This is a genomic window from Prosthecobacter sp. GW821-HT29F12 (assembly GCF_058803405.1).
This window is the reverse complement of record NZ_CM179517.1, coordinates 4,859,923-4,873,777: the sequence shown is the minus strand read 5'-3', so window position 1 is coordinate 4,873,777 and position 13,855 is coordinate 4,859,923. Positions and strand designations below refer to the sequence as shown.

The following is a 13,855-nucleotide window of genomic DNA, read 5'->3' as shown; positions in this document are numbered from 1 at the left end:
GAGCGACGTGGGTGGTGAGATGGCGCTGGGACGTTCGGTTTTGCCGCAGAGGAGCAGAGAGGCAGAGGGGGCGGTATGAACTAGCCAGTCGGCGGGAAGAGGTCGAAGAGGGCTTCGGCGGAGCGGATGCGCAGGCGGCGTGGATGGTTCAGGTCGAGCGCTCTGATGGTGGCCCGGCCCGTGGGGGTGAGGCCCATGAGGCGGGTTTCCTGCCAGGCGAAATGATCCGACCAGAGGTGCTGGCGTGGATGGTAAAGCGGCGCGGAGAGACCGGTGTCGGGATCAGTGGCGTGAGAGCGGTCTGATTTGTGGAGATTGCAGCCGGGACAGGCGAGGGCCAGGTTTTCGGGCACGGTGCCGCCACCGCAGGTGCGTGGTACCACATGCTCGAAATGAAACGTGGCTCCCTGAAGCGACTGGCTCATCCGGCAGTATTCGCAGCGGCCGCCTGCGCGCGCCTTGACCAAGTCTGCCAGTGAAGCCGGCAGGCTCATGCTGGACGATGACCCAGGAGTTGCAGGGCCTCGGCGCGGAGCAGGGAAACTTCCTCGCTCCATGCCGCGAGGGCGGCGAGTTCCTGCTTTTGCGCGGGCTGCAGGAGACCGTCGTTGTTGAGGTCCATCAGTTCCTGGAGGTGCCGGTCCGTTTCGGGCGGCAGCCGCAAATCACCGATGGAGCGAATCCATGTCTCTGGTGCGGGAATGGTGGCGGGCATGGGGCAAAATCGAAGACGGGCTTGTTTTGTCAATGACCGATGAACTGCCGCCCAGGCAGGCAGAGGGGGGCAAGAAGAGGCTGCTAGGATGGGGGTGGGGCTGCGTTATGGGGGGATGTGGATGCGATTTGCGGCTTTTTGTTTTTGCGTGTTGTGGCTGTTGGTGGGCACCGATTTGGCGGGGCAGCCGAATGTGGTTTTGATTGTGAGTGATGATCAGGGGTATCCGGATCTGGGGTGCATTGGGAGCAAGCCGCTGGTGACGCCGAACCTGGACAGGCTGGCGGCGCAGGGGGTGCGGGGGACGAATTTTTATGTGACGTGGCCGGCGTGCACGCCGTCGCGGGGGAGCATTCTGACGGGGCGGTATCCGCAGCGGAACGGGCTCTATGATATGGTGCGGAATGACTTGGTGAACTATGGGCACAAGTATGATGCGGAGGAGTATGCGGTGTCTCCGGAGATGACGCTGGGGCTGGACGTGCGGGAGGTGACGCTGGGGGACATGATGCGGAAGGCGGGCTATGTGACGGGCTGCGTGGGGAAGTGGGACATGGGGCAGGCGAAGCGCTTCCTACCGCTGCAGCGGGGCTTTGATTTCTTCTACGGGCACGGGAACAACGGGATCGACTACTACACGCATGAGCGGTACGGGGTGCCTTCGCTGTTCCGGGGGAATGAGCGGACGGAGGAGGACAAGGGGACGTATGTGACGGAGGTGTTTCGGCGGGAGGCGCTGCGGTTTGTGAATGAGCAGGCGGGGCGGAAGCCGTTCTTTTTGTACCTGGCTTTCAACGCGCCGCATGGGGCGTCGAGCTTTGGCGAGGGGACGGAGGAGGGCGGGAAGAAGGTGGCGGAAGGGGTGCAGGCGCCGGAGAGGTACGTGGCGATGTATCGGGGGAAGGTGAAGGATGAGAAGCTGGCGCGCTACTGCGGGGCGGTGACGTGCATGGATGAGGCGATCGGCGCGGTGCTGGAGGCGGTGGAGAAGGCGGGGCAGACGGAGAACACGCTGGTGGTGTTTTTGTCTGACAACGGGGGCAGCGGGAACGGGGGGAATGCGCCGCTGCGGGGGCAGAAGAGCACGATGTGGGAGGGGGGACTGCGGGTGCCTTTCATCCTGCGCTGGCCGGGCGGGAAGGTGCCGGCGGGGAAGGTGACGGATGAATTCATTACTTCGCTGGAGCTGGTGCCGACGCTGCTGGCGGCGGCGGGTGCGAAGGGGCCGGAGGGGGTGAAGCTGGACGGGTTTGATCTGCTGCCGGTGCTGCGGGGTGAGGTGAAATCGCCCCGGAAGGAGATGTTTTGGCAGAGGCGCGGGGACAAGGCGGCGCGGGTGGAGAACTGGAAGTGGGTGGAGTCGGGGAAGGGGGGCGGGCTGTATGATTTAAGCACGGATCTGGGGGAGAAGAAGGACCTGAGCGGAGAGAGGCCGGAGGTGGTGAAGATGATGAGGGAGAGGTTTGCGGGGTGGCGAAAGGAGATGGATGGGAGCGAGGCGCGGGGGCCGTTTCGGGATTACTGAGCGGGCTGGGCTGCCGGGGGAAATTTGGGGACGCGGAGGGGGTTCGCTGCGCGACGGCGGTTCCCAAAAAGGCGGGGTGTGTGCGGGTTTGAATTTAGTTAGCTCAATTTGAGGTGTTTAGATGGCAAGAAACTGTCAAGAATCCGCCATAAATGAGAGTTTTTTAACAAATTGAGTGTGGGACGAATGCGGGAGATGTGGTATATAAGAGGTCTCCACCCAACTATGAGCAGCGCCCCTGAGATGACATCATCCAAGCCCCAGGCCACGATTTCCGAATGGAAAAAAATTGTCGCCCCTTTCACAGTTCCTTCCATTCCGCGTGCCACCTGGCAGATCATCAACACTTTCGTCCCGTATGCGCTGCTGTGGTGGGCGATGTTTTGGAGCCTGAGCCACACTTCCTACTGGGTGACGCTGGCGATCGCGGCGGTGACGGGGCTGCTGCTGGTGCGTGTTTTCATCATGTTTCATGACTGTGGTCATGGGTCGTTTTTCAAGTCGAAGCGGGCGAACAGCGTGCTGGGCTTCATCAGCGGGATGCTGACTTTTACGCCGTATCTGCACTGGACGTGGCAGCACTCGGTGCACCACCAGACGTCGGGTGACCTGAGCCGCCGTGGCGACGGGGACATCTGGACGATGACGGTGAAGGAGTACCAGGAGGCGAGCCCGACGCGGCGCTTCTTTTACAAGCTGATCCGCAATCCGATCACGCTGTTTGTGGTGGGGCCGCTGGCGCTGTTTTTGATCCATCAGCGTTTTCCTTCGCCGCGTGCGAAGGGGAAGGACCGCAAGTCGGTGATGATGATGAACGTGGCGCTGGTGCTCATGATTGTGGGCCTGAGCTATGTGTTTGGCTTCAAGAACTACGTGCTGATGCAGCTGCCGGTGACGATGTTTGCGGGGATGGCGGGGATCTGGATGTTTTATGTGCAGCACCAGTACGAGGATGTGTACTGGGAGCACAAGGAGGAGTGGGACTACACGACGGCTGCACTGGAGGGGAGCTCGTTTTACAAGCTGCCGAAGATCCTGCAGTGGTTCACGGGGAACATTGGTTTCCACCACATCCACCATCTGAGCTCACGGATTCCGAACTACTACCTGGAGAAGTGCCATAACTCGCATCCGCTGTTTTATTCGATCAAGCCGCTGACGTTCTGGGAGAGCCTGAAGTGCATGAATCTGCGGATCTGGGATGAGAGCGACCGCAAGCTGATCTCCTGGAAGGAGTACCGCCAGCGCTATGCGCACCCGGTGGCTGCAGCGAAGGTGGAGGAAGTGGATCCGGCGGATCTGCCTTCGCCGAGCGAGATTGGTTCGGGGATGTCTTGAGGGCTGCTGAGTAAACCGAATTTTTGACACCGCGGCTTCACGGCTGCGGTGTTTTCATTTCTATGCGCTTCAGTGCAAAATTATTCAGCGCATTGCTGAACGGTGGTCGTACGTTTCATCATGTCTGTTTTTCGGCTTAACACGGAGTACCAACCGCAGGGGGATCAGGCGCAGGCGATTGCGAAGCTGACGAAGTCTGTGCGCGCGGGGAACCGGCACCAGACGCTGATGGGGGTGACGGGGTCGGGGAAGACTTTCACGATGGCGAACATCATCGCGGAGGTGGGGCGGCCGGCGCTGGTGTTCTCGCACAACAAGACGCTGGCGGCGCAGCTGTACTCGGAGTTTAAGAATTTCTTCCCGGAGAACGCGGTGGAGTATTTCGTGAGCTACTTCGACTACTACCAGCCGGAGGCTTACATCGCGCGGACGGACACGTTTATTGAGAAGGACAGCGCGGTGAACGATGAGATCGAGCGGCTGCGGCTTTCGAGCATGGGGGCGCTGATTACGCGGCAAGACACGATCATCGTGGCGAGTGTGTCGTGCATCTATGGCTTGGGTTCTCCTGAAGATTATGAGGGGATGATGCTGCCGCTGAACGTGGGGATGCAGATGACGCGGGAGACTCTGCTGACGCGGCTGGTGGACATGCTGTATGAGCGGAATGACGTGCAGCTGACGCGCGGAAAGTTTCGGGCGCGCGGGGATGTGATCGAGGTGGTGCCGGCGTATCTGGAGAACGAGGCGATCCGGATTGAGTTTTTTGGCGATGAGATCGACCGGATCAGCGCGGTGGATGTGCTGACGGGGACGGTGACGCTGAAGATGCCGAGCTACACGATTTTTCCGGCGAAGCAGTTTGTGACGCCGGGGGACAAGATGCGCAATGCGATCGTGAAGATCCGGGAGGAGATGGAGGAGCGGGTGGCGTGGTTTGAGAAGGAGGGGAAGCTGCTGGAGGCGCAGCGGATCAAGATGCGGACGCAGTATGACATTGAGATGATGCAGGAGATGGGCTTCTGCCAGGGGATCGAGAACTACAGCCGGCACCTGACGGGGCGTGAGCCGGGGGCGACGCCGGGGACGCTGCTGGATTTCTTCAAGGAGCCGCCGCTGATGTTCATCGACGAGAGCCACGTGACGATTCCTCAAATAGGCGGGATGTATGAGGGTGACAAGTCGCGCAAGACGGTGCTGGTGGAGCATGGGTTCCGGCTGCCGAGTGCGCTGGACAACCGGCCGCTGAGGTTTGAGGAGTTCATGGGGAAGGTGGGGCAGCTGGTGTATGTGAGCGCAACGCCGGCGCGGTTTGAGATTGAGAACAGTGTGGTGGGAAATACCAGCTACGTGGCGAAGGTGACGGATGCGCTGCCGATGACGCGGACGGTGCGGATCAGCGGGAGCGCGGAGCCGATTGATAAATTTGATGTGACGACGAAGGGCAAGTCGCTCGTGGTGGAGCAGATTATCCGGCCGACGGGGCTGCTGGACCCGGTGATCACGATCAAGCCGCTGAAGGGGCAGATTGATGAGACGATCGAGCTGTGCCGTCAGCGGATTGAGAAGAACGAGCGGGTGCTGGTGACGACGCTGACGAAGCGGACGGCGGAGGATTTGACGGACTACCTGCGCAATTTGGATTTCAAGGTGCGGTATTTGCACAGCGACATCGATGCGATCGAGCGGGTGGAGATTCTGCGGAGCCTGCGTGCGGGGGATTGCGATGTGCTGGTGGGGATCAACCTGCTGCGTGAGGGGTTGGATCTGCCGGAGGTGAGCCTGGTGTGCATTTTGGATGCGGACAAGGAGGGCTTTTTGCGCAGTGAGTCGTCGCTGATTCAGACGGCGGGGCGTGCGGCGCGTCACATCAACGGGGAGGTGGTGCTGTTTGCGGATATTGAAACGAAGAGCATCCGGGCGCTGCTGAGCATCAGCGGGTATCGGCGCCAAGTGCAGACGGATCACAATGAGAAGCACGGGATCACGCCGCAGACGGTGCAGCGTGCGGTGCAGGAGAGTCTGCAGGTTTTGGGCAAGGCGCGGGAGATTGAGGAGAGCGTGGTGCGCGAAGGGGGCGGTGATTTTGCGATCACGGAGACGATCCGTGAGCTGGAGCAGGAGATGGCGGAGGCGGCGATGAAGCTGGAGTATGAGCGGGCGGCGCTGCTGCGGGACCAGATCCGTGAGCTGAAGAAGCGGGCGGGGCTGAATGCGGATGATAGCGGGGCGCTGCCGGCGCAGAGGAAGAGTGTGGCGTATGCGAAGCCGAAGAGGGGCGGGAGGAAGGGGAAGTAGGAGGGGGATGACGAATGACGAAATGGGGTGGGTGGGTGATGGTTGGGCGATGGGGTGTGCGGAGAGAGATGACAGGATTAACGGGATGGCATGATTCACAGGATTAATGGGATGTGGTGGAGTGGTGGAGTGCGGATTTGAGGGACGTTCGGTTTTGCCGCAATGAGGCAGAGGTGGCAGAGGTGGCAGAGGTGGCAGAGGTGGCAGAGGTGGCAGAGGTGGCAGAGGTGGCAGAGGTGGCAGAGGTGGCAGAGGTGGCAGAGGTGGCAGAGGTGGCAGAGGTGGCAGAGGTGGCAGAGGTGGCAGAGGTGGCAGAGGTGGCAGAGGTGGCAGAGGTGGCAGAGGTGGCAGAGGTGGCAGAGGTGGCAGAGGTGTTGGGGGGGGAGCCCCGATTCTTGATGGATGGAAAGTAGAGGTGAGAAATTTCTGCTTGAAGGTGTAACAGATGTGCTGTTACAGTGGTCACACTTCGCGTATGCTACCTTTTTCGATCCAGCTTCAAGATGGGAGTCCGGTCTCTGACCAGATTCTTGGGGCTGTGCGCAAGGCGCTTTTAACGGGGCAGATGAGGGCGGGGGATGCGTTTCCGAGTGTACGGACGCTGAGCCAGGAACTGCGGATCAGCCCGACGACGGCGCATAAGGTGGTGCTGCTGCTGAAGGATGCGGGGTGGCTAAACTCAAGGCCGGGCATCGGGATGGTGGTGACGGTGCCGGATCAGCCGGACCTCGCGGAACGGCTGGAGCAGATCACGCCGGAATGCCGGGCGCTGCTCAAGGAGGCGGCGGAACTGAATCTCACGCTGGAGCAAGTCATCAAACATCTCAAAAGCCTATGATCACGATCACCGATCTGCATAAACGTTTCCGCAAAACTGAGGCCGTGGCCGGTTTGAGCCTGGAAGTGCCGGAGGGGCAGGTGACGGCGTTTCTGGGGCCGAATGGCGCGGGGAAGAGCACGACGATCAAATGTCTGCTGAATTTGCACCGGCCGGACAGTGGGAGGATTGAGGTGCTGGGCGGGGATTCGCGGAAGCTGGGGCCGGCGCAGTTCACGCAGATTGGGTATGTGTCTGAAAACATGGAGCTGCCGCTGTGGATGACGGTGGGGCAGTTCTTCAATTATTGCCGGCCGCTGTATCCGAACTGGGATGCGGGCTTTGAGAAGCAGCTCATGGTGCAGTTTGATCTGCCGACGGGGACGAAGCTGAAGGATCTGTCGCGTGGGATGCGGATGAAGGCGGCGCTGCTGAGCAGCCTGGCGTACCGGCCGAAGCTGGTGGTGCTGGATGAGCCGTTCAGTGGGCTGGATCCGCTGGTGCGGGATGAGTTTATTCGGGGGCTGCTGGAGCTGACGGAGCAGGAGGGGTGGACGGTGTTTGTGTCGTCGCATGACATCGAGGAGGTGCAGCGGCTGGCGGACCGGGTGGCGATCATCAATCGCGGAAAGCTGGCGCTGGATGAGACGAGCGACAGTTTGCAGGCGCGGTTTCGAGCGGTGGAGGTGGTACTACCAGATGATGGTAGAGCGCCGGTGAGCCTGCCGGGGGACTGGCTGCACGCGGAGCAGGCGGGGAGGACGCTGCGGTTTACGGCGAGCCGGTTTGGGGATGAGGGAGCGTTGGTTGCGGCGCTGCGGGAGGCGGTGCCGGGGGCGACGCAGCATGAGGTGCGGGCGATGAGCCTGCGGGAGATCTTTGTGGCGCTGGCGAGGGCTTACCGACTGGAGGGGAAATGAGATATGAACCTGGTCCTGCATCATTTTCGCAAAGAGTTTTATTATCTGCGGGTGCGCTGGCTGGCGTTTCTGCTGCTGTTGGCGCTGGATCTCGGGGTGAACTTGGAATGGCTGCTGCCATTGCGTGCGGGAGAGAATGTGCCGGGATGGCTGAGCTATCTGCCCACCGTGCTGATGCTGGCGGGAATGGCGCTGATGGGATCGTGTCCGGAGGACAAGCCGGGGAGTGATCGCAGTTTCATCAGCACACGGCCTCTGCCGATGCGTTCCTACTGGCTGGCGAGGATTGCGCTCTGGCTGCTGCTGCTCGTTGTGCCGGTGGTTTTGCAAAACGCGCTTTATCTGGTGCTTTCGCATCGACCGGTGTCGGAGATCATGACAGGGACATGGGATAAAGCGGTGGAGACACTCAGGGTCACGGTGTGGGTGCTGCCGATGACGGCGCTGTGGCGGCGTGGGGAGTTTTGGGCGGCGCTGGGGTGCCTCGCCGCAGGGTATTTCATCGCGGACCGGGTGGTGGATTTTGCGGCGCTGAAGTGGCTGAACACCTCGCTGAGTTACCAACAGAATCCTGTGGGACTGACAGCGGCGATGCTGGCGTTTGCCCTGGGCCTGCTATGGATGGCATGGCGGCATCAGGCAGGCAGCGTGAGAACTTTCCGGTGGCGCCTGCTTGTGATGCTGGGCATGTCCACTGTTTGTCTGCTGCTGGCCCGACTGTGGCCGTGGAATGAGGAGGACCCACCGCAAAATCAAGCGCGGGCAAATGAACTGGCACCCCAGCTGAAGGTGGACGTGGATCTGAGGTCGCTTGAATTTTCAGGCTTTGCAGCAGAGTGGCAGAGACAGTTCAATCCGCTGATACGGACAAAGACTCCTGATCCCCAGGTGTCGGTACTGCTGCGCCCGCAGTCCACCTTGATTGTTCAAGGCGACAAATCCAGCCACGCGATACCGACTTTAAGCCGGCGCCGACGGTACGCTAGCTTTCAGGCACCCTATCAAACGCTTATGTCGGTGGACACAGTGCTGCGTGACTTATTTCCGGCTGGCACGCTTTTCACCATAAGCAGTGATCGCTCGTCCTGGGGTATGTTCACCCATCAACCCACTTATCTTTGCGAGTTTAAGAAGCCGCTGCCAGATCCTGAAAAGCCACTGAGACTCACGACCGATTATGAGATCGACTGGTATCGGCGGGAAATCGCACTCGATCTGCCGCTGCAAGCTGGCGCCAAGGGCGAGTCTGACGGTACCGCCGTGCGGATCATGGAGGTGAATCCCAATGAAAATGAAAAAGGCGTGCCCAGTCTCGGAGGCTTGAGCGTGCATCTGCATGTCAGCATGCAGCATATCCAAACAGGACCGATGGATGACACCACGCTGCTGCTTTATTCTCCGCAGCGGCAGATTGTCTGGGTGGAGCCGGCATTTCAACAGCAGCAGCCAGCCCGCGCTGGAGGCACAGGCTGGAGCCGTCTGGCCAAACATCTCAGCTGGCGCAACGTGCTGAACTATGCAGATGGGGAGGATGCCCGAGTGGATGTGTCTCAGCTCAGGATCATGCTGCTGCGCAGTCGTTATCTGGGCACCACTGGATGGACCTGGAAATCACCGGACATCGTGCTGGCGGATCATCCGCCCAGAAGAGACCCGCGCCAATTGTATAGCCAGCAGATCTATGCGGGACGTGAGGTGAAGGCTTTTCAAGAACGTCTCGCGACTTTGAAACCAGCTGAGGCTGGCAGTACTGAAGCCGAGGCGCGGCGCTACCTTTATGATCTGATTGCCATCACCAAAGCCACGGAGGTGGCGTATAAGAAGGCTGCGCTCAAAGAAGTGGGAGATGCCTTCCGGCCACTGCTGCAGAATCATCTTCCGCTCATGCTGGAGCTGCCTTCTGAAATGTGGCCCGGCTGGAACAACTATCCGCCGAAGAGCCTGCTGGACGAATACCTGACCGAAGAACAACGGGACAGCATCATTGACCGGGTGATGACGAACACGATGCTCACGGATACGATCCTCCGCAAAGGCTGGAGTGAGGCGGCACGCCGACTGGAGCCGCGCCTGCTTGCAGCGCCGAGGCTGCCATACGGCATCGACAACCTGCTTTTGAAATGGGGGGATGAAGCCTCGCTTGAGAGGCTCATGCAAGAGCTGAGGTGCCAGGACCATGGCTTCAGCCACCACTATGAGCAGCTGGACAAGTTTCCCTCTCTGCGTCCACGGCTGGAGGCGTTCGCGCAGGCGGCAGTTTTTGAGGAAGTGCCCGCGCTGCGGAACGAAAACTACGGGGTTGCAGACCGATTCAAAACAGCCGCCGCGTATGGCAGCCGTGAGGCACTGGAGGTCTGCCTGCGATGGATGGCCATGGGAGGGGATCTACCGTCGCTAAATTGCGCTGTGCCTTATCCCAAACTGCTTGAGGCCGACGGTGCCAGGCTCTGGAAGGGGAAGGTGGACAGCGAGAAGCAGTGGCCGCGCTACCGGCACCTGCGGGCCGCCGATTTTGAATACCTGCCGGAACAACGTGCCTGGAGGCTCCGCAAACCATGACTGCCACGCTGCTCATTCGAATCATGCATCAGTTCCGCACGGAGTGGCGGCATCATCGCGGCTGGGTCCTGGCATGGATTGCGTGGACGCTGCTGCATCGTTATTACAGCTCCGGCATGGACGACGACAATTTCTACTTTGCCTTCTGGGGGTTCGTTCCTTTGCTGATGTTCCTGCTTCCTGCCGCCGTGGCCTGGCGATGCATCTGTGCGGACTCGCCGTCGAACACCGACTGTATGACGCTCACGCGTCCCATCGGCCAGACAGCACTTTGGCTGGGCAAGATTGCGTTTCTATTCTGCGGCATCGTGCTGCCACTGCTGATTGTGGAAAGCACAGGGTGGGCTGGCTTTCAGTTTGGAACAGGGGCATGGCTCGCGCTCGGGAGTGGGGTGATGCTCTACTTTGGGTTGATGATTGGAACTGTGAGCGCGCTCACGGCTCTGACGAGCACGACGCGGCAAGTCATCGCCCTCGCGGTCCTCGGGGTGCTCCTTGCAGGACTCTGGCTCACAGGTGGAGTGTCCATGTTGCAGTTTTGGATGCCTGCCAAAAACGATGCTGCTGCCGAGGCTTTGAAGGTTTGCGGAGGCATTGTGGCCAGCGGGGTCGCGTTCCTTGGGGTCATCGCGGCATGGTGGCTCGCGACCGTGCCGCGTCGGCGGGCGGTTGCGGTCGGGGTGCTCGTCATCAGTTTGATGCAGGCACCGCTCGTTTCAGCGATGTGGAAGGTGGACTGGATCACGCCGCCGGCGCTTGGCTATCCAGTTAAAAAAATCGGTTTGAAAACGGGCAAGGCGGATCCTGCTGACAAGGCACCAGGGCGAGTGCTGTGGCCCACGCTGCGGATCACCGGGCTGGGCAAAGACGAAGTGGCCAGTGTGATTGATTTTGCGCCGATTATGGATGGGCACAAAGAGTGGCCTCCACTCGGGAGTTATTCGGATCTCGTGCCGAATACGAACGGATTCGACTCCTGGCTGCACCTTGAGCACGTCCGTGCTCTGCTCAAACACAGCGCGCCTACCACGCTCTGGTGGCATCAATTGTATAACAATAGGCTCTACAATGGACGTCCGAAGATTCACGAAGCCCTCAAGCCCCTGCACCTTGATCCGAAAGTGATGCCAGCGCGCTGGCGTTTGCGGCTCGCGGTGCATGAGATGCGGCGCATTGGCACCGTTCCCTTCAAGAAGCTCTGGGAGCAAGGTGTCATCTTTCCGGTGCGTCCGGGCCTGCGTGTGGAGTTTCAGCCAGTCGTGCCGAACTTTATCGGCTGGGAGACCAAGGGCCGCCTGCATCGGGTTTATCCACTGATGCTTCCGCCACGCGAACACCGGCCGGCGGAATCACGCGGACAACCTCTGGCGGAGGGTTTTCTTCTGGTGCTGGAAGACCCTGAGTTGCGAGAGAACAGGGCTCAGGATCTCTGCCCTCGTCAGCACGAGTATGGTCCGGGACGCGACCAGGGATTCGCATGGCAGGCCGATGAATCTCAAGGCTTCGATTTTCGCATCTCGTCTCCCGTTGTGCAGCATGATCTGCTCAAAACCACGGACGAAGAGTGGGTGAAGCGGCTGAATGCCACGCTGTGGCATGCGGAGGAGAGGGGGACCGTTGAGCTTGAACTTACTGCTGCGCAGATGGAGGAGGTGCTGGCGGAGCCTAAGCCGGAGGCGAAGAAGCCCTGATGGCTGCTTGATCGTGGGTGTATGCACACTTGGAGCGTGGCGGTGGTTTGTGCCACCGCTACGCGGTTCCTCGGGATCTGAGAGATGTGGGGATGGCGTTTCGTGGGCTGGCGCACACGGCTACCGTTATGCCAGCGCTACGCGCTTTCTGAGGTCCTGCGTTTGCGAGGAAGTGGCGATGGGCTGTTGTGAGTTTGTGCCGGATATTCAACGAAGGTTTTCAAGCATGGTGCAGGCTGTCCGGAGGAAGTGGGGGCGGCATGAACAGCCAATAGGTGGATTGGTCGGGCCAATGCAATCATGTAGAGGGTCGATGAGGGGATTGGCGGGAGGTGGGGCATCTTGACGGCATGAAAACGAAACTTATCCGCTCTCTTTTTGTCGTCGTGGCTGGTCTGAATCTGAGCAGCTGCGCCAGTGCTGGACTGGAATTTCGCAACTCGTTCCGAGGAAGTGTCACGCCCGGCGAGCGCATTGCGGCAGGAGCTTTTGATGTGGTGACGCTGCCGGTGCAGCTGCCGGTTCTTGCGGCGATGAAGCTTTCTGAGTGAGGAATGTGGGTTTGGCGTCGTTTCAGAGGGACTCTTATGATGAAACGACGCGCTTTTCTCCTCGCCTGTGGTTCCACTGCTTTTGCCGCTGGCGGCGGTGGTGGTGGTCGACTGCGCATTGGGCAGATCGGGACGGAGCATGCGCATGCGGCGGGGAAGATGGCGGCGATGCGTGCCTTGAAGGATCTTTGGGAGGTCGTAGGCGTGGCAGGTGAGAAGGGGTATGAGGGGGTGCCGCTGATGACGGAGGCGCAGCTTTTAAGCACGCCGGATTTGAGGGCGGTGGCGGTGGAGACGCGGGTGGAGGATTCGTGCGCGACGGCGCTGCGGTGCATCGAGGCGGGGAAGCATGTGCATCTGGACAAGCCGGGGGCGCTGAAGCATGAGGAATTCAAGACGATGCGGCTGGAGGCGGAGAAGCGCGGGCTGACGGTGCAGATGGGGTATATGCTACGCTATAACCCGGCGTTTGAGCTGCTGTTTCAGGCGGTGCGTGAAGGGTGGCTGGGGGAGATCACGGAGATCGATGCGGCGATGGGGAAGCTGGGGGATGCGAAGCAGCGGGGGATCATCGGTGCGCTGCCGGGTGGGGGATTGTTTGAGCTGGGCTGCCATGTGATCGATGCGGTGGTGACGATCTTGGGCAAGCCGCAGTCGGTGACTGCTTTTTCGACGCCGACGCAGAGTGATGGGGTGAAGGACAACCAGATGGCGGTGCTGCAGTATGCGAAGGCGACGGCGGTGGTGCGGGTGAATCATGCGGACCCGTTTGGCGGGCCGAGGCGGAGATTCAATGTGACGGGGACGGAGGGGACGTTTGAGATTGTGCCGTTGGAGAGCGGGAAGGTGAATCTATCGCTGACGAAGGCGCGTGGGAGCTACAAGAAGGGGACGCAGTCGTTTCAACTGGAGGTGCCGAAGGACCGGTATGCGGGGGAGTTTACGGATCTGGCGAAGGTTGTGCGCGGGGAGAAGAAGCTGGCGTGGGATGCGGCGCATGACATCAGCGTGCATGAGACGGTGCTGAGGGCGGCGGGGGTGTGGAAGGAGTGAGTGGCGCTGGCAGATGACGGCAAATGCGCGGCGGGGCGGGTTGCAGACGCTGCTGGTGGACGCTTTGCGCGGCGAACCGATGGGTTTGCTTCCCAAGCATGACCTGCATTACGGGAAGCACTCGCTAAAGCTCGGCATCCCTGGGCTCAATTACGGAAGGCCGTTGGCCTTCAAGGCAGGGTCGGAGTCAGGCTGCGAAGCCGTGAAGTGAAACCCCGACGTCTTGGGTTTGGATTGCTCGCACGGGTTTCGAGCATGGCGTCAATGGGGGAGGGCTTGCGCATGAAGCGGCTCATGAGGGCGTGACGGCTGATCGGAAGGGCACAAAGGACGGAAAGGACGGAAAGGACCGAAGGACGCAATATTCCCACCACTGTTGCAGCTGTAC

12 protein-coding genes are annotated in these 13,855 nt (G+C 60.5%); 10 read left to right on the top strand and 2 right to left on the bottom strand.

What is annotated here, in order from left to right; translation table 11 throughout:
* Window positions 1-80 precede the first annotated feature (80 nt).
* Window positions 81-494 (bottom strand): HNH endonuclease, encoded by a 414-nt coding sequence (locus tag AC3RLQ_RS20075; protein WP_493030423.1) that lies wholly within the window; start codon window positions 492-494, stop codon window positions 81-83.
* Window positions 491-715: a hypothetical protein gene (locus tag AC3RLQ_RS20070; RefSeq protein ID WP_493030422.1), complete on the bottom strand. Its 225-nt coding sequence runs from the start codon at window positions 713-715 to the stop codon at window positions 491-493. The genes AC3RLQ_RS20075 and AC3RLQ_RS20070 overlap by 4 nt, the downstream gene beginning before the upstream one ends.
* A 148-nt stretch (window positions 716-863) precedes the next feature.
* Between AC3RLQ_RS20070 and AC3RLQ_RS20065 the strand changes: the two genes are divergently transcribed.
* From AC3RLQ_RS20065 to AC3RLQ_RS20020, 10 genes are all read left to right on the top strand, one after another.
* On the top strand, window positions 864-2,240 hold the full coding sequence (locus AC3RLQ_RS20065) for a sulfatase-like hydrolase/transferase (protein WP_493030421.1): 1,377 nt from the start codon (window positions 864-866) through the stop codon (window positions 2,238-2,240).
* 225 nt (window positions 2,241-2,465) lie between these two features.
* On the top strand, window positions 2,466-3,578 hold the full coding sequence (locus tag AC3RLQ_RS20060; protein ID WP_493030420.1) for a fatty acid desaturase: 1,113 nt from the start codon (window positions 2,466-2,468) through the stop codon (window positions 3,576-3,578).
* 120 nt (window positions 3,579-3,698) lie between these two features.
* Window positions 3,699-5,876, top strand: a complete 2,178-nt coding sequence (gene uvrB / locus AC3RLQ_RS20055) for an excinuclease ABC subunit UvrB (RefSeq protein WP_493030418.1) — start codon at window positions 3,699-3,701, stop codon at window positions 5,874-5,876.
* Window positions 5,877-5,989: 113 nt separating this feature from the next.
* Window positions 5,990-6,289 carry a hypothetical protein gene (locus AC3RLQ_RS20050; protein ID WP_493030417.1) on the top strand — a complete coding sequence of 100 codons (300 nt, stop codon included), beginning with the start codon at window positions 5,990-5,992 and terminating at the stop codon, window positions 6,287-6,289.
* A 62-nt stretch (window positions 6,290-6,351) separates the two neighbouring features.
* Window positions 6,352-6,714 (top strand): GntR family transcriptional regulator, encoded by a 363-nt coding sequence (locus AC3RLQ_RS20045; RefSeq protein WP_493030416.1) that lies wholly within the window; start codon window positions 6,352-6,354, stop codon window positions 6,712-6,714.
* Window positions 6,711-7,613, top strand: a complete 903-nt coding sequence (locus tag AC3RLQ_RS20040) for an ABC transporter ATP-binding protein (protein WP_493030415.1) — start codon at window positions 6,711-6,713, stop codon at window positions 7,611-7,613. Before AC3RLQ_RS20045 ends, AC3RLQ_RS20040 begins: the two co-directional genes overlap by 4 nt.
* Window positions 7,614-7,616: 3 nt before the next feature.
* Window positions 7,617-10,172, top strand: coding sequence for a hypothetical protein (locus AC3RLQ_RS20035; protein ID WP_493030414.1), 2,556 nt, complete (start codon window positions 7,617-7,619; stop codon window positions 10,170-10,172).
* Window positions 10,169-11,863 (top strand): hypothetical protein, encoded by a 1,695-nt coding sequence (locus tag AC3RLQ_RS20030; protein ID WP_493030413.1) that lies wholly within the window; start codon window positions 10,169-10,171, stop codon window positions 11,861-11,863. Before AC3RLQ_RS20035 ends, AC3RLQ_RS20030 begins: the two co-directional genes overlap by 4 nt.
* Before the next feature lie 350 nt (window positions 11,864-12,213).
* Window positions 12,214-12,414: a hypothetical protein gene (locus AC3RLQ_RS20025; protein ID WP_493030412.1), complete on the top strand. Its 201-nt coding sequence runs from the start codon at window positions 12,214-12,216 to the stop codon at window positions 12,412-12,414.
* Window positions 12,415-12,450: 36 nt separating this feature from the next.
* Complete coding sequence (locus AC3RLQ_RS20020; RefSeq protein ID WP_493030411.1) at window positions 12,451-13,467, top strand: Gfo/Idh/MocA family protein; 1,017 nt, start codon at window positions 12,451-12,453, stop codon at window positions 13,465-13,467.
* Window positions 13,468-13,855 lie beyond the last annotated feature (388 nt).